16 protein-coding genes and 2 pseudogenes are annotated in these 18,126 nt (G+C 69.9%); 6 read left to right on the top strand and 12 right to left on the bottom strand.

Going from position 1 to position 18,126, the window contains the following annotated elements; genetic code table 11:
- Window positions 1-1,044, bottom strand: a 1,044-nt coding sequence (locus ADL01_RS22630; RefSeq protein ID WP_053743851.1) for a LacI family DNA-binding transcriptional regulator, incomplete at its 3' end; no start/stop codon positions are given.
- Between the two features lie 49 nt (window positions 1,045-1,093).
- On the opposite strand from ADL01_RS22630, the gene rpmF reads away from it, so the two are divergent.
- From rpmF to ADL01_RS22615, 3 genes are read left to right on the top strand one after another with little or no spacing between them, the layout of a single operon-like run.
- Entirely contained in the window at window positions 1,094-2,506 is a 1,413-nt protein-coding gene (gene rpmF / locus ADL01_RS22625; protein WP_324614630.1) for a 50S ribosomal protein L32, read from the top strand.
- Window positions 2,503-3,660, top strand: coding sequence for a dihydrodipicolinate synthase family protein (locus tag ADL01_RS22620; RefSeq protein ID WP_053743849.1), 1,158 nt, complete (start codon window positions 2,503-2,505; stop codon window positions 3,658-3,660). Before rpmF ends, ADL01_RS22620 begins: the two co-directional genes overlap by 4 nt.
- Window positions 3,661-3,704: 44 nt before the next feature.
- Window positions 3,705-4,502 carry a sugar phosphate isomerase/epimerase family protein gene (locus ADL01_RS22615; RefSeq protein WP_053743860.1) on the top strand — a complete coding sequence of 266 codons (798 nt, stop codon included), beginning with the start codon at window positions 3,705-3,707 and terminating at the stop codon, window positions 4,500-4,502.
- A gap of 93 nt (window positions 4,503-4,595) precedes the next feature.
- Here ADL01_RS22615 and ADL01_RS22610 read toward each other — a convergent pair whose 3' ends face one another.
- The 8 genes from ADL01_RS22610 to ADL01_RS22575 all read right to left on the bottom strand — a co-directional run bounded on the left by ADL01_RS22610 (window position 4,596) and on the right by ADL01_RS22575 (window position 11,850).
- Window positions 4,596-5,639, bottom strand: coding sequence for a hypothetical protein (locus ADL01_RS22610; protein WP_199834898.1), 1,044 nt, complete (start codon window positions 5,637-5,639; stop codon window positions 4,596-4,598).
- Between the two features lie 44 nt (window positions 5,640-5,683).
- A complete protein-coding gene (locus ADL01_RS22605; RefSeq protein WP_053743848.1) occupies window positions 5,684-7,111 on the bottom strand; it encodes a cytochrome P450 in 1,428 nt (475 codons plus the stop codon).
- Between the two features lie 44 nt (window positions 7,112-7,155).
- Window positions 7,156-7,851: a class I SAM-dependent methyltransferase gene (locus tag ADL01_RS22600; RefSeq protein WP_053743847.1), complete on the bottom strand. Its 696-nt coding sequence runs from the start codon at window positions 7,849-7,851 to the stop codon at window positions 7,156-7,158.
- A 107-nt stretch (window positions 7,852-7,958) separates the two neighbouring features.
- Window positions 7,959-9,359 (bottom strand): NAD(P)/FAD-dependent oxidoreductase, encoded by a 1,401-nt coding sequence (locus tag ADL01_RS22595; protein ID WP_234354753.1) that lies wholly within the window; start codon window positions 9,357-9,359, stop codon window positions 7,959-7,961.
- Window positions 9,319-9,843 (bottom strand): flavin reductase family protein, encoded by a 525-nt coding sequence (locus ADL01_RS22590; protein ID WP_053743846.1) that lies wholly within the window; start codon window positions 9,841-9,843, stop codon window positions 9,319-9,321. Before ADL01_RS22590 ends, ADL01_RS22595 begins: the two co-directional genes overlap by 41 nt.
- Complete coding sequence (locus ADL01_RS22585; protein ID WP_053743845.1) at window positions 9,836-10,333, bottom strand: SRPBCC family protein; 498 nt, start codon at window positions 10,331-10,333, stop codon at window positions 9,836-9,838. The genes ADL01_RS22590 and ADL01_RS22585 overlap by 8 nt, the downstream gene beginning before the upstream one ends.
- 79 nt (window positions 10,334-10,412) lie before the next feature.
- On the bottom strand, window positions 10,413-11,402 hold the full coding sequence (locus tag ADL01_RS22580) for a bifunctional lysylphosphatidylglycerol flippase/synthetase MprF (protein ID WP_053743844.1): 990 nt from the start codon (window positions 11,400-11,402) through the stop codon (window positions 10,413-10,415).
- Window positions 11,386-11,850, bottom strand: a complete 465-nt coding sequence (locus tag ADL01_RS22575; RefSeq protein ID WP_053743843.1) for a hypothetical protein — start codon at window positions 11,848-11,850, stop codon at window positions 11,386-11,388. The genes ADL01_RS22580 and ADL01_RS22575 overlap by 17 nt, the downstream gene beginning before the upstream one ends.
- A gap of 265 nt (window positions 11,851-12,115) precedes the next feature.
- On the opposite strand from ADL01_RS22575, the gene ADL01_RS22570 reads away from it, so the two are divergent.
- A complete protein-coding gene (locus ADL01_RS22570) occupies window positions 12,116-12,763 on the top strand; it encodes a dihydrofolate reductase family protein (protein ID WP_053743842.1) in 648 nt (215 codons plus the stop codon).
- A 28-nt stretch (window positions 12,764-12,791) separates the two neighbouring features.
- Here the strand turns inward: ADL01_RS22570 and ADL01_RS42410 are convergent.
- The 3 genes and pseudogenes from ADL01_RS42410 to ADL01_RS22560 form a co-directional block, all read right to left on the bottom strand.
- Window positions 12,792-13,039: pseudogene (locus tag ADL01_RS42410) on the bottom strand (RbsD/FucU domain-containing protein).
- Window positions 13,036-13,944, bottom strand: coding sequence for a ribokinase (locus ADL01_RS22565; protein WP_053743841.1), 909 nt, complete (start codon window positions 13,942-13,944; stop codon window positions 13,036-13,038). Before ADL01_RS22565 ends, ADL01_RS42410 begins: the two are co-directional and overlap by 4 nt.
- 169 nt (window positions 13,945-14,113) lie before the next feature.
- Window positions 14,114-14,467, bottom strand: a pseudogene (locus ADL01_RS22560) (substrate-binding domain-containing protein); the annotation flags it as partial.
- Window positions 14,468-14,862: 395 nt separating this feature from the next.
- Between ADL01_RS22560 and ADL01_RS22555 the strand changes: the two are divergent.
- Together ADL01_RS22555 and ADL01_RS22550 are read left to right on the top strand one after the other, a co-directional pair.
- The gene (locus ADL01_RS22555) at window positions 14,863-15,594 is read left to right on the top strand and encodes a glycoside hydrolase family 16 protein (protein ID WP_053743840.1); all 732 of its coding nucleotides are present in this window, start codon (window positions 14,863-14,865) and stop codon (window positions 15,592-15,594) included.
- A 74-nt stretch (window positions 15,595-15,668) separates the two neighbouring features.
- A complete protein-coding gene (locus tag ADL01_RS22550) occupies window positions 15,669-17,921 on the top strand; it encodes an ATP-dependent RecD-like DNA helicase (protein ID WP_053743839.1) in 2,253 nt (750 codons plus the stop codon).
- Window positions 17,922-18,126 lie beyond the last annotated feature (205 nt).

Raw genomic sequence — 18,126 nt, 5'->3', positions numbered from 1 at the left:
CCCCCGAGGCACCCCCGAAGACCCCCGAACCATCAGCTCCCCCCGAACCGTCGCGATCCCCCCGGGCGGCGGCTCCTCGCGCCCCATGGCGATCCGCCCTGCCCGCGCCCCCGCCTCCGACAGCGGCAACCGCACCGTCGTCAGCGAAGGCACCGCGTCCGCGCTGAACGGCAGGTCGTCGAACCCGGCGACGGACACGTCGCCCGGGATCCGCCGCCCCGACTCCCGCAGCGCCGCGCACGCCCCGATCGCGACGGAGTCGTTCGCCGCGACGACGGCCGTCAGTGTGGGGTCCCGGCGGAGCAGCTCCAGGGTGGCCTCGTAGCCCGAGCGCCGGTCGTACCGTCCGTGGACGGTCCACCGGGGATCCTCGAAGATCTCATGCGCCGTCAGCGCCGCCCGGTGCCCCTCCAGTCGGTGCCGGGTCGTCGTCCGCTCCTCCGGCCCCGCGATGTATCCGAGCCGCCGGTGGCCCAGCCCGATCAGGTGCTCGGTGAGCTCCTGCCCGCCCCCACGGTTGTCGAAGGTCAGTGCGATCGCCGAGCTGTCCGGCGCCGGCGGGCGCCCGCACAGCACCACCCTCGTCCCCGCCTCCGCGAGCCGCCGCAGCTTCGCCGACACGGCCGCGAGGTGCGGAGGGTTCTCCACCGCGCCGCCGGTCAGGACGACCGCCGCCGCGCGCTGCCGCTGCAACAGGGTGAGGTACGTCAGCTCGCGCTCCGGGGAGCCGCCCGTGTTGCACACGACCGCCAGCCGTTCGCCGCCCGCGCGTCCGCCCGGTCCCGAGACCTCCGACTGGATCGCGCTCGCCATGATCCCGAAGAAGGGGTCGGCGATGTCGTTGACGAGAATCCCGACGAGGTCGGAGGTGGCCGCCGCGAGGGCGCTCGCGGGCCCGTTGAGGACGTAGTCCAGTTCGTCCACGGCGCGCAGCACCCGCTCCCGGGTGGATGCGGCCACGGGATAGTTCCCGTTCAGTACGCGCGACACCGTCGCGGGCGAGACCTGCGCGCGGGCCGCCACGTCCGCCAGGGTCACCGTCATCTCGTCGTCCTCCGGTCGCGCATCATGTTGTTTATCGCGTTGCAGTAAGTTGTCGTATTTTGCGTCTTCGCGTCCATACCGATGCCGACCCTATGACCTACGGCCCCCGCTGTTCGTCCCCTCGAACAATTCGGCTTCCCTGTGCTCTTGTCCGGAACGCTGCACAGAGGCTAGCTTCTCCCTAGATAGAAAGCGCTTGCTGCAATGCTTGCCAGTAGGGCCGCCGGGTGGCTGCTCTTCCACCGGGCGTACGCGGCGCGCACACCGCGTACCCCGCCCCTGTGGCACCTACGAAGGGAAAGACGTGACACGCAAGACGGTGCGTATCGCCATGAACGGCGTGACCGGGCGCATGGGCTACCGCCAGCACCTGGTCCGCTCGATCCTCGCGCTGCGCGAGCAGGGCGGTCTCGACCTCGGCGACGGCACCGTGCTGTGGCCGGAACCGATCCTGGTGGGCCGCCGTGAGCACGCGCTGAAGGCGCTCGCCGAGCAGCACGGCCTGGACCCGGCGAACGTCTCCACGAACGTGGACGAGGTCCTCGCGGACCCGACCGTCGACATCTACTTCGACGCGCAGGTCACGTCCGCGCGCGAGGAGTCCATCCGGAAGGCGATCGCGGCGGGCAAGCACATCTACACGGAGAAGCCCACCGCCACCGGCCTCGACGGCGCCCTCGAACTGGCCCGCCTCGCGAACGCCGCCGGTGTGCGCCACGGCGTCGTCCAGGACAAGCTGTTCCTGCCGGGCCTGCTGAAGCTCAAGCGCCTCATCGACGGCGGCTTCTTCGGCCGCATCCTCTCCATCCGGGGCGAGTTCGGCTACTGGGTATTCGAGGGCGACTGGCAGGCCGCCCAGCGCCCGTCCTGGAACTACCGCTCGGAGGACGGCGGCGGCATCGTCGTCGACATGTTCCCGCACTGGGAGTACGTGCTCCACGAGCTCTTCGGCCGCGTGAAGACCGTCCAGGCGCTCACCGCCACCCACATCCCGCAGCGCTGGGACGAGAACGGCAAGCCGTACGACGCCACCGCCGACGACGCCGCCTACGGCATCTTCGAGCTCGAGGGCGGCGCCATCGCCCAGTTCAACTCGTCCTGGACGGTTCGGGTCAACCGCGACGAGCTGGTCGAGTTCCAGGTCGACGGCACCGAGGGCTCGGCAGTCGCGGGTCTGCGCAACTGCCGCGTCCAGCACCGCAGTTCGACGCCGAAGCCGGTCTGGAACCCGGACATCCCGGCGACCTACTCCTTCCGCGACCAGTGGCAGGAGGTCCCGGACAACACCGAGTTCGACAACGGCTTCAAGGCCCAGTGGGAGCTGTTCCTGAAGCACGTCTACGCCGACGCGCCCTACCAGTGGGACCTGCTGGCCGGCGCCCGCGGTGTCCAGCTCGCCGAACTGGGCCTGAGGTCCTCGGCGGAGGGCGTCCGTCTCGAGGTACCGGAGATCTCGCTGTGACCATCCAACTCCCGGACGCGAGCGGCACGTTGAGGGTGTACGAGCCACGCGCCACCCCCCTCGCCCTCACCCCCGGCACCCCCTTCACCTCCCGTACGGTCTACTCGGCGGCCCACGTCGTCGCCGACCCGTACGCGGACGTGTCCCCGGACTCCCCGGCCGCCGTCGACTGGGACGCGACCCTCGCCTTCCGCCGCCACCTGTGGTCCCACGGCCTCGGCGTGGCGGAGGCCATGGACACCGCCCAGCGCGGCATGGGCCTGGACTGGGCGGGCGCGGCGGAACTGATCCGCAGATCGGCCGCCGAGGCCAAGTCGGTCGGCGGTCTCATCGCCTGCGGGGTCGGCACCGATCAACTGACCGTCCCCGGCGCCTCGTTGGCGGACATCCGCAAGGCGTACGAGGAGCAGCTCGCCCTCGTCGAGGAGGCGGGTGCCCGGACGATCCTGATGGCGTCCCGGGCCCTGGCCGCAGCGGCGAAGGGGCCCGAGGACTACCTCGACATGTACGGCCATCTGCTGCGCCAGTCCGCCGAGCCGGTGATCCTGCACTGGCTCGGCCCCATGTTCGACCCGGCGCTGGAGGGCTACTGGGGGTCGAGCGACCTCGACGCGGCCACCGACACCTTCCTCGCCGTCATCGCCGCCCACCCCGACAAGGTCGACGGCATCAAGGTGTCCCTCCTCGACGCCCAGCGCGAGATCGACATCCGCCGCCGTCTCCCGCAGGGCGTGCGCTGCTACACGGGCGACGACTTCAACTACCCCGAGCTGATCGCCGGCGACGAGCAGGGCTTCAGCCACGCCCTCCTCGGCATCTTCGACCCGCTGGGCCCGCTGGCCGCGCAGGCGGTACGCGTCCTCGACACCGGGGACACGGCAGGCTTCCGCCAACTCCTGGACCCCACGGTCGAGTTGTCCCGCCACCTCTTCCAGACGCCCACCCGCTTCTACAAGACGGGCGTGATGTTCCTGGCCTGGCTGGCCGGTCACCAGTCGCACTTCACCATGGTCGGCGGACTCCAGTCGGCCCGTTCCCTCCCGCACTTCACCCGCGCCTACCAACTCGCCGACGGGCTCGGCCTGTTCCCGGACCCGAAGCTGGCCGAGGAGCGGATGAAGAACCTGCTGTCCCTGTACGGAGTGGCCCAGTGAGCGGCAGCAGCACCGCGGATCTCGCGCGCTTCAGCATCAACCAGATGACGGTGAAGCAACTGTCACTGCCCGAACTGGCCGACGCTTGCCTGGAGTTGGGTGTCCCAGGCGTGGGCCTGTGGCGTGCGCCCGTCCAGGAGCACGGCGTCGAGGCGACGGCGAAACTACTGCGTGACGCGGGCCTCGCCGTCACCACCCTCTGCCGGGGCGGCTTCTTCACCGCGATCGACCCGGCCGAACGCGCGGACGCCCTCGCCGACAACCGCCGGGCGATCGACGAGGCGGCCACACTCGGCACGGACACCCTCGTCCTGGTGTCGGGCGGTCTGCCGGCCGGTTCGAAGGATCTGCGCGGCGCCCGGGAGCGCATCGCCGACGCGCTCGCCGAGCTGGGCCCCTACGCCGAGCAGCACGGCGTCCGCCTGGCCATCGAGCCGCTGCACCCCATGTACGCCGCCGACCGCTGTGTGGTCTCGACGCTCACCCAGGCCCTCGACCTCGCGGAACGCTTCCCCGCCCACCAGGTCGGCGTCGCGGTGGACACGTACCACATCTGGTGGGACGACAACGCGCCCGCGCAGATCGCCCGCGCGGGCGCCGGTGGCCGTATCCACACCTTCCAACTCGCCGACTGGACGACGCCGTTGCCGGAGGGCGTCCTCAACGGCCGCGGTCAGATCGGTGACGGTTCGATCGACATGCGGGAGTGGAAGGCGCACGTCGAGGCCGCCGGTTACACCGGTCCCATCGAGGTCGAGCTGTTCAACGACGCGCTGTGGGCCCGGGACGGGCGCGAGGTGCTCGCGGAGACCGCGGCGCGTTTCGTGGAGCACGTGGCGTGACGGCCGTGGAGCACGTGGCGTAACGGTACGGCCGTCCGTGTCCGGTGGAGGAGCACCGGGTACGGACGGCCGCCGTGGCCTGCGACGGCTTCCTCACGCGCGGATCTCGATCCCGTGGGAGCGGTCGTCGGTGAGGATCTCCATCAGGGCGCGGTGTTCGGTGCGCAGCCGGTCGACCTTGCCGGTGACCTTGTTGCGCACCTCCAGCTCACAGCTGGTGATCTTGGTGTTGAGGCAGTGCTTGATGCCGCCGGGCGGGTTGTAGTAGTTGAGCCCGACGAACTGCTCCCGCGTCGCCAGGAACCGCCCCTTGACGCTCACGCTGTCGTCGCTCGTGCTGAAGTCCCAGTGGAAGTAACCGAATTGGGCCTTCGCCATCAACGCCCTTCGCATCGAGATGAGTTGGTACTCGCGGTCGTCGTGGCGCAGGACGAGGAAGGTCGCCATCGGGGTCCGTACCGGGCCGATCTTCGCGCGGGCGGTGACGATCTCCAGGAAGCTGTCCGGCGCGTCGTCGAACCCGGCGACCTGGCCGAAGGCGTAGTAATCGGTGTGCTGGCTGCCCCAGTTGTGGTTCTGGCTGCCCGTCCAGCCATCCACGTCGACCGTCTCGCCGTCGACCGTGAGGGAGCCGTCGTAGCGCGCCAGCGGCGTCCCGACCAGGCTCTTCGCCTTGGGGAAGCCACCGGCGTACATCTTCGGCGGCAGCAGGAACAGCGGCGGCTCGCCGCCCTCGTACGTCAGGTCCCAGCCGATGGAGCCGTTCGGGCCCGTGGCCTCGCCCTTGAGGCGCCCCGGTTCCAGCACCCGGTCGCCGACCCGCGCGCCGAACGTGCCGCGCCGGAAGTCGCACTCGGCGATCGGATACTCCTCCTTGGCGACCACATGCCGGCCCGTCACCCCGTCGAAGTACACCGCCCACAGCTCACCGATGGCCGACTCCGGCATCCCGGCCGGGCTGAAGACGGTGTAGCGGATCCAGAAGGCGCGCGGTTCGGTGGGATGGTTTCCGCGCTGGTAGAAGCTCTCGTAGTGGCCCTGCGGCCGGGCCGGATGGTACTGGACCGTGTTGAGCGGCAGGGTGTGCGGATCGGTCGCTCCCCGGCGGGGGTTCGGATCGTCCTGGCGCGTCACCATCAGAGGCTCCAAATACATTGCTGTGGACGGGAATCAGAGAGGTTTCAGGGGTTGCGGGGGCGGCGGTCGTGCAGGGTCATCACCATGCCGTAGCGGGGGCGCAGGGTGATCGTGGCGTGGTCGACGACCCGGTGGGACGGGACATGCCGGAACTCGTAGCGTTGCAGCAGCGCGGCGAGCAGCAGATGCGCCTCCATGAGCGCGAAGTGCTTGCCGATGCACAGGTGCGGCCCCGCGCCGAAGGGCAGATAGGCGAACCGGTGCCGTTTCTCCCTCGCGGGATCCTGCTGGGCGCCGAAGCGGCCGGGGTCGAAGCGTTCCGCGTCGGGCCAGTGGGCCGGATGGCGGTGGATGTTGTGCAGGTTGACCAGGACACGTGAGCCCGCCGGTACCCGGTGGCCGCCCAACTCGGTGTCCTTCAGGGTCAGTCGGGGAACGATCGGTGCCGACGGGTACATCCGCAGAGACTCCTCGAAGACCTGCAGTGTGTATGGCATGGCGCGCAGGTCGTCGACGGTGGGCAGCCGTCCGCCGAGGGCGTCGTCGATCTCGCGCTGGACCGCCGCCAGGACGTCACGGTGGCGGGAGAGGAGGTAGAAGGTCCAGCTGAGGGTGACCGCGGTCGTCTCGTGACCGGCGGCGAACGTGGTGATCACCTCATCGCGCAGCTGCCGGTCGTCCATGCCCACGCCGGTGTCCTCGTCCCGGGCGTCGAGGAGCATGTCCAGCAGATCCCCGCGCCGGACGCCAGGCTCTGCCGTCTCCGCCTCGGCCCGGCGTTCGCGGATGATGCGGTGGATCAGGGCGTCGATGCCGTCCATGACCTCACGGAACCGCCGGTTGCGTGGGGTCGGCCAGTGAGTGGGCGGGCTGAAGGGGTTCTGGAGCCGGTCGAAGGCGAAGTTGATCGCGACGTCCACCGCGTCCGGGCCGAGTTCGCCGAGGCCTTCGTTGATGTCGGTGCTGAACATGCACCGGCTGACGATGTCGAGCGTCACCCGCATCAGCTCGGTGTGCAGATCGACGGCGTCACCGGTGCGGTAGGTGGCCGCCAGGTGGGTCAGCTGGTCCTCGACCGAGCCGGCCATCGTGGAGAACATGGAGGTGAGGGCCTGTTTGCCGTAGATCGGCTGCATCATGCGCCGGTTGGTCAGCCAGCTCTCGTGGTCGTCGCCGGTCAGCAGGCCCTCGCCGAGCACCAGGCGCAGCGGGTTGTCGGGGCCGAGCTTGCCGTAGACGGCGCTGTCGGTCAGCACCTCGCCGGCCAGCTCCGGGCTGGACACGCCGTGCACGGAGACGGGCCCGAGCCGGTAGCGGACGAGGTCGCCGCCCTCCCGCCAGCCGGCGCGCATCGCGGCGAGGATGTCCCGCCGGAAGTCGAGCACGCTGCCCAGGACCGGCAGCCCGGCGACCTCGGGCGCGGCCGGGGCGCTCCCATGGAGGCGCGCCCGCCCACACGCCTGACTGCTCACGTGACTACTCACCCCACCACTCACCCCACTGCTCACCGGGCCGCTCATTTGCTGCCGAGGGCGCAGACCCAGCCGAGGGAACGGCGGGGCTCGGCTACGAACCGGGTGTCCTTGAAACCGGCGACGTCGAGCATCGCCACGATTTCGGCGCCGGACAGGATGCGCAGCCCGTCCCGCTCGGACCGCTCGGTGAAGCGCCGTCCGAAGTACCGCTGGGTCAGCGTCGGTACGGCCGCCGCCTCCCGGCTCATCTCCAGGGTGACGGCCAACTGTCCGCCGGGTTTGAGGACTCGGTACGCCTCGGCGAGTCCGCGCAGCGGATCCGGCCAGAAGTAGAACGTCTCGATGGCACTGACGCGGTCGAACGCGTCGTCCTCGTACGGCAGTTGACCGACGTCCCCCTGCCGGATCGCGACCCGCCCCCGGCCGACGGCGGCGGCGTTGCGCCGCACCGCCTGGCGGACCATGGTGGGCGAGTGGTCGAGCCCCGCGACGAAGCCCAACTCGGCCCGCCGGGCCAGCAGTTCCACGGCCATGCCGCTGCCGCAGCCGAGGTCGAGCACATGATGGGTGCGGCGGACGTCCAGATGCTCCGCCGACCACTGGGTGAGCCCTCGATGCTGCACGGTCATCAGATGCCCCACCAAGGCGCCCGGTGCACCCATCGGGCGCCGGAAGTTCTCCTGAAGCAGCTGGTAGGGACCTCTGGTCATGATGTCGCCGCCCTTCATGCCGGGCATGGGCCTTCCCCCTCTTTCTCGGTCTCCACCAGGTCTTACGATCTCCCGCCGAGGCGCCCCTCGGGTGGATTTGCGCGGACTTGGGCGCGAGTGTCAGCGTTCACCGTTCACGCGGCACTTCTCACCCGGCGGTCCAGCCGGTCGAGATGGCGGCGCAACACCACGCGCCCCGCTCCACCGAGCGGCAGCCGTGGCGCGGCCGAGCGATGCCAGGGCAGCGCCGGACCGCCGTCCACCTCACGGAAACCCAGCAACTGCCGCGCCACATACCCCCCGTGGGCGACGGACAGAGCCAGCCCATGACCGCAGCACCCCCCGACGAACCACATCCCCGGGCTCTGGGCGAGCGGGCCCACCACGGGCAGGTCGTCGAGAGTCACACCGATACGGCCGGTCCAGCGATGCGTGACGGCCGTGTCGGCGAGGAGCGGGTGCAGGGCCCGCATCCGCTCCGCCAGCCACTGCCAGGTCGCCCGCCGGGCCCTGTCGTCCCGCCGCTCCCCGGCACCGCCCGGCGCCCCCGGCAAAGAGGCCCGCCCGCCGCCCAGCACCAGCCGCCCTTCCGGTGTCAGCCGGAAGTAAGGAGCCAGCCGCGCCGCATCGACCCACGAGGCCCCCGACGCCTCCCCGAGCACCTCACGCGTCGCCGGCTTCAACGGCTCGGTGGCGATGGCGTGCACCTCCAGCGGCGCCACCGTCCCGACGGGCAGGCCGAGCGCGTCGGCCCCGCCGTTGACCGCGAACACCCCGGCGTGCGTACGGAGTTCACCGTGCGGAAAGAGCAGCCGGGTGCCGCCGGACCCGGTGGCGTGGTGACCGACGACAGGTGAACGCCCGTACAGACGCGCCCCGCCCGCAGCGCAGGCTCCGGCGAGGGCGGCGGTGAGCAGGGCGGGGTCCAGGGTGGCCGCGTGCCGGTGGAGGAGCCCCGCCTGACAGGGCACGTCGATCCGCTCACGCACCCCGGCCGCCGACAGGGACAGTACGTCCAGGCCGAGGGCGCGATAGGCCGCCGCCTGTCCCGACAGCCGGGCCAGTCCCTCCGGTGAGCGTGCCACGACGAGCTGCTCGCCGGTGCGCACCGGCACGTCCAGGACGCGGCACAGCTCCAGGGCGCCGGCCACCGCGTCCTCGCTGGCCCGGTGCATTCGACGGGCCGCGTCCGGGCCGTGGCGGCGCAGCGCGCGGTCGACCGGCGGACCCGCCCGGGGGCCGAGGAGACCGGTGCCGTGGCCGCTGGCGCCCGCTGCGGGATGGCCCGCGTCGACTACGGCGACATCGGCGCCGGGTGCGTACCGCAGCAGGTGGTAGGCGGTGGAGAGGCCGGCCAGACCGGCGCCGACGACAGTGAAATCGGCGCTCAGCAGGCCCCGTACGGACGGGAGTTGGTGATCCTCGGGGCGCCCGCCCCGCCACGGCGGTGCCGGTGCCACGGGTACGTCGAAGAGGTCGTCGGGGGAGTGCCGCTCACCCATGGAACGCCGCGCCTCCCTGTCCGTGGAAGCCACGGTCGTACCAGAGCAGCGGACGCCCGGTGCCGGTGTGGGCGGCGAGCACCTCGCCGACGACGAGGTGGTGGTCGCCGTACGCCCGTATGTCCGTCACCGCGCACACGGACCAGGCGAGGGCGTCGGTGCGGACGGGCACGTCATGGACGTACGCCGCCTGCTCCTCGCCGAACCGCTCGGCGGCGGTGGCGAGCGGGTCGGCGCAGCGCTCGGCCCACGGGCGGTGCCGTTCGTCGAGGACGTGGAGGGCGAAGGCGCCGTGGTGACGGAGGGCGGCGAGGGTACGGGAGGCGTTGGCCAGACACAGCGACATCAGGGGTGGGGACGCGGAGACGGCCGCCGCCGAGGAGACGGTGGCGCACACCGGCGGTCCGGCGGGACCCCGGGTGGTCACGACGCACACCCCGGACGCCAACTTGGCGTACAGGTCGAGGCATTGGGCGACACCGGGCCGGGTGGCCAGGGACGACCCCGGGTCAGCCATGCCGGGCGGCGGTGAGGTTCATGGGGGTCATGGGGATCACCCGGCCCATGAGCCCTTCGAGGATGCGCAGGATGTTGTCCCGCAGGGTGCTCTCGGCGACCGGGTCGAGGATCTCCGCCAGGGACGGGATCCCCAGGTCGAATTCGGACCGGAAGGTGACCACCGTGACCGCCGCGCCCCCGCCGTCCTCGGACTCCCGCTCCTCGCACACCCAGGAGCCGCGGAAGATCTCGAAGTCGCCCTTGATCTGCTCGAACTCGACGGTCAGCGTCTCCGGCACGAACCGGTCGAGCTCGCTCCACCGCATCAGCCCGTTGCGGAAGATGACACTCCAGTCCGACCGCAGCGACCCGTCGGCTTTCGGCGGATGCACCACGACCTCGTCCACCTTGTCGGTCAGCTCGGGATAACGGCGGAAGTCGCAGATCAGCTCGTACGCCTGACGGGCCGTACGTTCCTCGACGACCACCTGGACGACGACGTCGCGCATGAGTAACTCCTCTTGCTTGTTTTGTTCACCGGTGTTGTTGGTCGGTGTGGTGCGCCCAGGGGTGATCGGACGGGGGTGATCAAATGGCGTTGGTCTCCCGCCCGAGCCGCCACAAAGCGCCCGGTGTCACCCGCCCCTGGAAGGCGATGTATTCGGGCAGCACGACATGCGGTGCCCATTTCTCCTTGTAGTCGAGCTGCGCGGCGGCGGGATAGACACGCTCGCCGTGCTCACCGAGAAAACGCAGGACACGCGCCACCGTTCCACTGGCGCCCGGAACTTCGAGGGCCGGATCGAGCCCGACGAAGGGCGTGAATCCGAAGTGCAGCCATTTGTCACCCTCGGCGGTGATGCGCTCGATCGCGGTCGAGTTGATGAGTTCCATCGTGCCGGGCGGGGCGTCCGCGCGACGCCGACTGAGATCGTGCAGCCGACCGGGACGGCTGCCGAAGGCGGGGGAGTAGCTGACATACCCCACGATGCGCCCGTCGACGGTACCGGTGAAAACACGCTGACGCTTCTCCTCGGCCCCGCCACGCTCCCCGACGAGAAACCGAAGCTCCTTCGTTCTTTTCCCTTTCTCGCGCAGCCATTCACGATCGAGGAGATCGAGCTCACCCGAGGCGTCAGAGGCGTCCGAAGCGTCCGTGGGATCAACCTCGGCGACCTCCACCCCCGCACGCCGGGCCCGGGAGATCTTGTTCCGCAGCCGCACGAACGGCGACCCGCGCAGCGTGAACCGCGTCAGATCGACGGCGTACGAAGCCCCCATCTGGTTCACGGTGAACCCGCGAGAGGCGTACAACTGGGCGTCATCGGCCTGTAGTTGTACGGCGATGACGCGCCGCCGCCCGGACGCGGCCCGCTCGAGGAAGGCGTCCAGCAGCCCGGCACGGTCGCCGGGGGCGGCGAAGGGGCCACCGAGCTGGAGGAGATGACGCCGGGCCGGCCGAAAGGCACAGACACCGTCGTGACGCTCGTCGAGAAAGAACTCGTTTCCGCTGTTGAGGGCGAGAAACGCGCTGGGATTGTCGGCGTGGGCCGACACCAGATCAAACGCGGACGGCATCGCTCGCCTTCCCTTCGTAGGCTCGCTGGAAGGTCTCGAATTCCGGATGCGTGGCGGGCTCGAAAGGCACGCCGAAGGGTTTGAGGGTGTTTCCGAACAGGGCTCGGTCTCCCAGAAGATGGATCGGCAGCGCCAGCAACGCCCATTCCGCACCGACCAGCCAACTCCACAACCCGGCGAACACGGCCCAGGTGACCAGTGAGTGCATCAGGTTGTAGGCGACGTAGTAACCGCGCCCGATGAGTCCGGCAGGGCTTCGCCGATAGGCGATGGCGCCCGGAATGTATCCGATGAGATCGATGACGAGGAAAAGGGAAACGAAAAGCCACCAGCGGATCTCGGAAAGATGCGTCAGAGCGGCAACACCGGAAACGGCGAGAGCGACCGACCATTCGAGTCGGACGAGCCGGGAGGTGGTTCTGGTGTCGAAGAGATTCCTGGCATCCACAAAAGCCCCCGTACACCCGGAGTGGGACATTCTCATCTGTCTTACGGGTGAAGGGTGGAGCGCCCCTCGCGAAATATCGGATCGGGAGGCGACCTCGAGCACGCGTCGCTCAGCGCGGACGCTCCATGAGCGAGGGGGCCCGATCGACGGATGGCCCCCTCGATGCCGAATTCAACCGGCGCCCGACCCCGCCCCCGGCTACCTTGAGCCCCGGGAAGAACCAGCGAAGCTCAGCCACCCACCCACCGCAACGGAGTCGCCGCACATGTCACTCGCCCGCGTCCACAACTTCGCCATCTCGCTCGACGGCTTCGGCACCGGTGAGGGGCTGACCCTTGACGCGCCGTTCGGCCACGCGGGCGAGAGGCTGCACCAGTGGATGTTCACCACCCGGTTCTGGCACGAGATGACCGACCAGGCCGGCGGGGCCAAGGGAGTCGACGACGCCTTCGCCCAGCAGTTCGCGCCCGGGATCGGCGCCGAGATCATGGGCGCCGGGAAGTTCGGCCCGCCCGGCTGGCACGAGGACCCGGAGTGGAAGGGCTGGTGGGGGCCCAACCCGCCGTTCCACACCCCGACCTTCATCCTCACCCACCACCCCCGCCCCTCGATCGAGATGGAGGGCGGCACGACGTTCCACTTCCTCGACACGTCGCCCGCCAAGGCGCTCGACACGGCCCGCGAGGCGGCGGGCGGCCAGGACGTCCGCATCGGCGGCGGGCCCACCGTGGTCCGCGACTTCCTCGCCGCCGGGCTCATCGACCACCTGCACACGGTGGTCGTCCCGGTCCTGCTCGGCCGAGGTGTACGCCTCTGGGACGGACTGGAGGACCTCGAGAAGGACTACGACGTCCAGGCGACCTCCTCGCCCACCGGCGTCACCCATGTGACGTTCACCCGCTCGGGTCTCTGAGCCGAACCCGGCTCAAAGAAAACCCGGCTCAGAAGAAGACCCCGCACCGCAGCAGCACGTTCGCGTACGGCCGGGCCTCCCCCGTCCGTACGACGAGCCGCGCCCCCGCCGACAGCTCCTTGAGCCGCTCATGCGGGACGAGTGCGAGGGCGCCGTCGGGAAAGTACTCGTACAGCAGCTTCGCCGCCCCCTTTCACGCACCAGCACCCCGTCACCGTGGCCCAACTCGGCGAGCGCGCCCGAGAGATGACGGTTCAGTATTCCGCCCCGCTTCAAAGACCCTCGACCTCCTCAGCGGTCGGGAACGACTCCTGGGCGCCGGCCCGCGTCACCGCGACCGCGCCCACCCGGGCCGCGTACGCCGCCGCCTCGGCCAACGACTCGCCCGCGCCCAGCCGCCACGCCAGCGCGGCGGTGAACGCGTCGCCCGCCCCCGTCGTGTCCACGGCGTCCACCGGTACCGACGGCACCCGTACCCGCTCCCCGGCCCGTATGGCGACCAGCGCGCCCTGCGCGCCCAGCGTGATGACGACCGAGCGCGGCCCGAGCGCGAGCAGCGCCTTCGCCCAGTCCTCCGGCGAGTCGCCGAGCTCGGTGTCCGCACCGGCGATCACCCGGGCCTCGTGCTCGTTCACGATCAACGGATCGCAGGCCGCCAGGACTTCACGCGGCAATGGGCGAGGAGGCGACGGATTGAGGACGAACCGGCTCTCGGGAGACAGGTTCCGTACGACCTCCACGACCGACTCCAGCGGAATCTCCAGCTGCGCCGACACCACCCGCGCCGCCTGGAACAGGCTCCCGGCCGACCGGACGTCCTCGGGCACCAGCCGTCCGTTGGCGCCCGGCGACACCACGATGCTGTTGTCGCCCGACGGATCCACCGTGATCAGCGCGACCCCCGTGGGCGCCCCGCCGACCAGTACGCCCACCGTGTCGACACCGGCGTCCACCATCGAGTCGAGCAGCAGTCGGCCGTGGCCGTCGTCGCCGACCCGGGCCAGCAGCGCCGTACGCGCCCCCAGCCGGGCGGCGGCGACCGCCTGGTTGGCGCCCTTGCCCCCCGGGTGGACGACCAGGTCGGACCCGAGCACCGTCTCACCGGCCGCCGGCCGCCGCTCGACCACGGTGACCAGGTCGGCGTTGGCCGATCCCACGACCAGCAGGTCGTAGTCGCTCATGAACAGTCTCCCCATACAGATCAGTTGTACCGGCTGACGGCCGGCCGGACGGGCGAAATGCCCAGTTCCGTCACCCGGTCCGCCACCGGGTAGGCCGGGCGGCCTCGACAAGAGGCGTCCGGCCTGCCCGCTTCCCCACAGCTTCCCGCAGCCCCCAGCTGCGACCGGCTCAGCCCCCGAACCCCGCCACGTTCTCCTTCGTGACCACCTTCACCGGCACCATCACCGTCTTCGCGACGCCCTTCTCCTCGGCGACCCGCAGCGCGTTCCGTACCGCGATCCTCCCGAGCTCCTTGGGCTGCTGGGCGACCGACGCGTACAGCGAACCGTCCGCGACCGCCTTCAGCCCGTCCGGCGTACCGTCGAAGCCGATCACCTGCGCCGACGTGCCCGCCTTGCTGCCCAGCGCCTTGATCGCGCCGAGCGCCATCTCGTCGTTCTCGGCGAAGACACCGCTGATGCCGGGGTTGGCCTGGAGGAGGTTGGTCATGACGTCGAGGCCCTTGGTGCGGTCCCAGTCGGAGAACCAAGCACGTGCTGTCTCCTTGATCTTGATTCAAGATCCCGGGCTGGTTCCCACCCGGCTGGTGTTGATGGGGTAAGACCTGGCTGTTCTTGTGGCTGCATGGCCGTGTGGAATCGTTTACACGGCCGATTGAAAGACCGGTGGAATCGATTACACGCACGTAAATCAAGCCCCTGGCCGGTTCTCGATCACCGGATCGTGATGGGGGTGGGCGTTGCCGCGAGCGTTTCCGCAGGCAGTCCCTGTTGTCCCGGTTGCGTTCAACCTGTGAAGGCGCATGTCGATCTTTGCGGCACATCTTGTCAATGGACGAACGGATCCTTACAGTCCACCGACAAGTGGGGCGTGGAAGCGCTCTCACTTCCCTCGTTCATCCAAGCAATGGAGCTGCGATGACCCCCACACCGCCCATGCCGAGCCGCAGACGCATACTCGGCGCCGGCCTGGCCGTACCGCCCGCACTGATGCTGGGTGCGCAGACCTCCCAGGCCGCCTCCTGGGGCAGCCCGGTGACCGTCAACTCCTGGAACAAGATCAGCGGGAGGTGGACTCCCAACAACGAGCTGGAGACGTACCGCCCGGACTGCGTCTGGTACGAGGGCAACACGCTGGTCATCAAGGCGTACAACGCCGGCGGTGGGGTCTACTACTCGGGCCGCGTGGAGTCGACGAAGCTGTACGGGTACGGCACGTACAGCTTCACCGCGAACATGCCCAACGGGCGCGGCCTGCTGCCGGCGGTGTGGGCGGCGTACCTGAACCCGTGGCTCCCGGAGTTCGACGCCGCCGAGATCGTGGGGCAGAACCCGGGCACCGTCTACCAGACGTCCCACGACGTCAACAACAACCAGCAGCAGTTCTCGAAGAACTCCGCCGCCTGGACGAACGCGTACCACCGGTACTCGTTCAGCTGGTTCCCGGACCACATCGACTTCGCCGTGGACGGCGTCACCACGGGCACCACCTGGTACCGCGCCCCGTCCGGCACGGGCCTGCGCTTCATCGCCAACATCGCGGTCGGCGGCGACTGGCCAGGCAACCCGGACTCCTCCACCTGGGCCACCGGCGACGGCGCCCGCTACCTCAAGATCTCCTCGATCACCCACACGCCGTACTTCCCGTGAGGTGAACCGGGTGTGACAGCCGAGGCCCCGTCCAGGAGGCCGGGGCTGTCACACCCGCCCGGTACCGTCGGATCATGTCCAACCAGGCGGGGAAGTCCACGGGCGAGCGGCAACTGGCCGTACTCGAAGGCGTGCTGGAAAGGATCACGTACGCGAACGAAGACAACGGCTACACGGTCGCCCGGGTCGACACCGGCCGCGGCGCCGGCGACCTGCTCACCGTCGTGGGCGCGCTGCTCGGCGCCCAGGTCGGCGAGTCGCTGCGTATGGAGGGCCGCTGGGGCTCCCATCAGCAGTACGGCAAGCAGTTCACCGTTGAGAACTACACAACCCTCCTGCCCGCCACGGTCCAGGGCATGCGCCGCTATCTCGGCTCCGGCCTGGTCAAGGGCATCGGCCCGGTCTTCGCCGACCGGATCACGCAGCACTTCGGCCTGGACACCCTCCGGATCATCGAGGAGGAGCCCAAGCGGCTCATCGAGGTGCCGGGTCTCGGCCCCAAGCGCACCAGGAAGATCGCCGACGCCTGGGAGGAGCAGAAGGCGATCAAGGAGGTCATGCTCTTCCTCCAGACCGTCGAGGTCTCCACGTCGATCGCCGTGCGCATCTACAAGAAGTACGGCGACGCCTCGATCTCCGTCGTCAAGAACCAGCCCTACCGCCTCGCGTCCGACGTCTGGGGCATCGGTTTCCTCACCGCCGACAAGATCGCGCAGTCCGTCGGCATCCCGCACGACAGCCCCGAGCGCGTCAAGGCGGGCCTCCAGTACGCCCTTTCGCAGGCCACCGACCAGGGCAACTGCTACCTCCCCGAGGAACGGCTGATCGCGGACGCGGTCAAGCTCCTCCAGGTCGACACGGGCCTCGTCATCGAGTGCCTCGCCGAACTCGCGGCGCCCCCGGAGGAGGGAGAGGACCCGGGGGTCGTACGGGAGAAGGTCCCCGGCCCCGACGGCGACTCGGAGCCGGTGACGGCCGTCTACCTGGTCCCCTTCCACCGCGCCGAACTCTCCCTCTCCGCCCAGCTGTTGCGCCTCCTGCGCACCGGCGAGGACCGGATGCCCGTTTTCCACGACGTGGCCTGGGACAAGGCGCTGACCTGGCTCCAGGGCCGTACGGGGGCCGATCTCGCCCCCGAGCAGGAGGCGGCCGTCCGGCTCGCACTGACGCAGAAGGTGGCTGTCCTCACCGGCGGACCGGGCTGCGGCAAGTCCTTCACGGTCCGCTCGATCGTGGAGCTGGCGCGCGCCAAGAAGGCCAAGGTCGTCCTCGCGGCCCCGACCGGCCGCGCCGCCAAGCGCCTCGCCGAACTCACCGGCGCCGAGGCGTCCACCGTCCACCGCCTCCTGGAACTGAAGCCGGGCGGCGACGCGGCCTACGACAGGGACCGCCCGCTCGACGCCGACCTGGTGGTCGTGGACGAGGCGTCGATGCTGGACCTGCTGCTCGCCAACAAGCTGGTGAAGGCGGTCGCGCCGGGAGCGCACCTGCTGTTCGTCGGGGACGTGGACCAACTCCCCAGTGTCGGCGCGGGCGAAGTCCTGCGGGACCTGCTGGCCGACGGCAGTCCGGTGCCCGCCGTCCGGCTCACCAAGGTCTTCCGGCAGGCCCAGCAGTCGGGTGTCGTGACGAACGCGCACCGGATCAACTCCGGGCAGCATCCGCTCACCGACGGCATGAAGGACTTCTTCCTCTTCGTCGAGGACGACACGGAGGAGGCCGGCCGGCTCACCGTCGATGTGGCTGCACGACGAATTCCGGCCAAGTTCGGCCTCGATCCCCGGCGGGACGTCCAGGTGCTCGCGCCGATGCACCGGGGCCCCGCGGGCGCCGGAAACCTCAACGGGCTGCTCCAGCAGGCGATCACACCGGGACGCCCCGACCTCCCCGAGAAGCGGTTCGGCGGCCGGGTCTTCCGGATCGGCGACAAGGTCACGCAGATCCGCAACAATTATGACAAGGGCGAGAACGGCGTCTTCAACGGCACGGTCGGCGTCGTCACCTCCCTCGACGAGGTCGAGCAGCGCCTCACCGTCCTGACGGACGAGGACGAGGAGGTGCCGTACGACTTCGATGAGCTGGACGAACTCGCCCACGCGTACGCCGTGACCATCCACCGCTCCCAGGGCAGCGAGTACCCGGCGGTGGTCATCCCGGTCACCACGGGCGCGTGGATGATGCTCCAGCGCAACCTCTTGTATACGGCCGTCACGCGGGCGAAGAAGCTGGTGGTGCTGGTGGGTTCGCGCAAGGCCATCGGCCAGGCGGTGCGCACGGTGTCGGCGGGACGGCGCTGCACCGCACTGGACTTCAGGCTGAAGTCATAGCCGTTGCGGGCCGGTGTCGGGGTGATCGCCGGAAATGATCGATCAAATGAGTCACAAAGGTCACACAGCACTTCCGGAACCAGGGCGAAGGGGGGCAGGATGAGTTGGTTGGCGGCACTGAGTGCCGCCGATAGGCCCAATGGTCGACCCCGAGTGCACTCTCCTGCGCCAAATGGGGGATGGTAGAGACAGTCAGGGCACCTCG

Source organism: Streptomyces sp. NRRL WC-3618 (assembly GCF_001280005.1).
GTDB lineage: Bacteria > Actinomycetota > Actinomycetes > Streptomycetales > Streptomycetaceae > Streptomyces.
Note: the sequence above shows the minus strand (reverse complement) of the source record. Positions and strands in the feature narration are given on the sequence as shown.

Coding starts and splice junctions, on each gene's coding strand:
- ADL01_RS22565 (WP_053743841.1), bottom strand. CDS start 13,944: ATGAGCGACTACGACCTGCTGGTCGTGGGATCGGCCAACGCCGACCTG.
- ADL01_RS22610 (WP_199834898.1), bottom strand. CDS start 5,639: ATGGTGACGCGCCAGGACGATCCGAACCCCCGCCGGGGAGCGACCGAT.
- ADL01_RS22580 (WP_053743844.1), bottom strand. CDS start 11,402: ATGCCGTCCGCGTTTGATCTGGTGTCGGCCCACGCCGACAATCCCAGC.
- ADL01_RS22550 (WP_053743839.1), top strand. CDS start 15,669: ATGTCCAACCAGGCGGGGAAGTCCACGGGCGAGCGGCAACTGGCCGTA.
- ADL01_RS22615 (WP_053743860.1), top strand. CDS start 3,705: ATGACGGTGAAGCAACTGTCACTGCCCGAACTGGCCGACGCTTGCCTG.
- ADL01_RS22555 (WP_053743840.1), top strand. CDS start 14,863: ATGACCCCCACACCGCCCATGCCGAGCCGCAGACGCATACTCGGCGCC.
- ADL01_RS22590 (WP_053743846.1), bottom strand. CDS start 9,843: ATGGCTGACCCGGGGTCGTCCCTGGCCACCCGGCCCGGTGTCGCCCAA.
- ADL01_RS22600 (WP_053743847.1), bottom strand. CDS start 7,851: ATGCCCGGCATGAAGGGCGGCGACATCATGACCAGAGGTCCCTACCAG.
- ADL01_RS22585 (WP_053743845.1), bottom strand. CDS start 10,333: ATGCGCGACGTCGTCGTCCAGGTGGTCGTCGAGGAACGTACGGCCCGT.
- ADL01_RS22570 (WP_053743842.1), top strand. CDS start 12,116: ATGTCACTCGCCCGCGTCCACAACTTCGCCATCTCGCTCGACGGCTTC.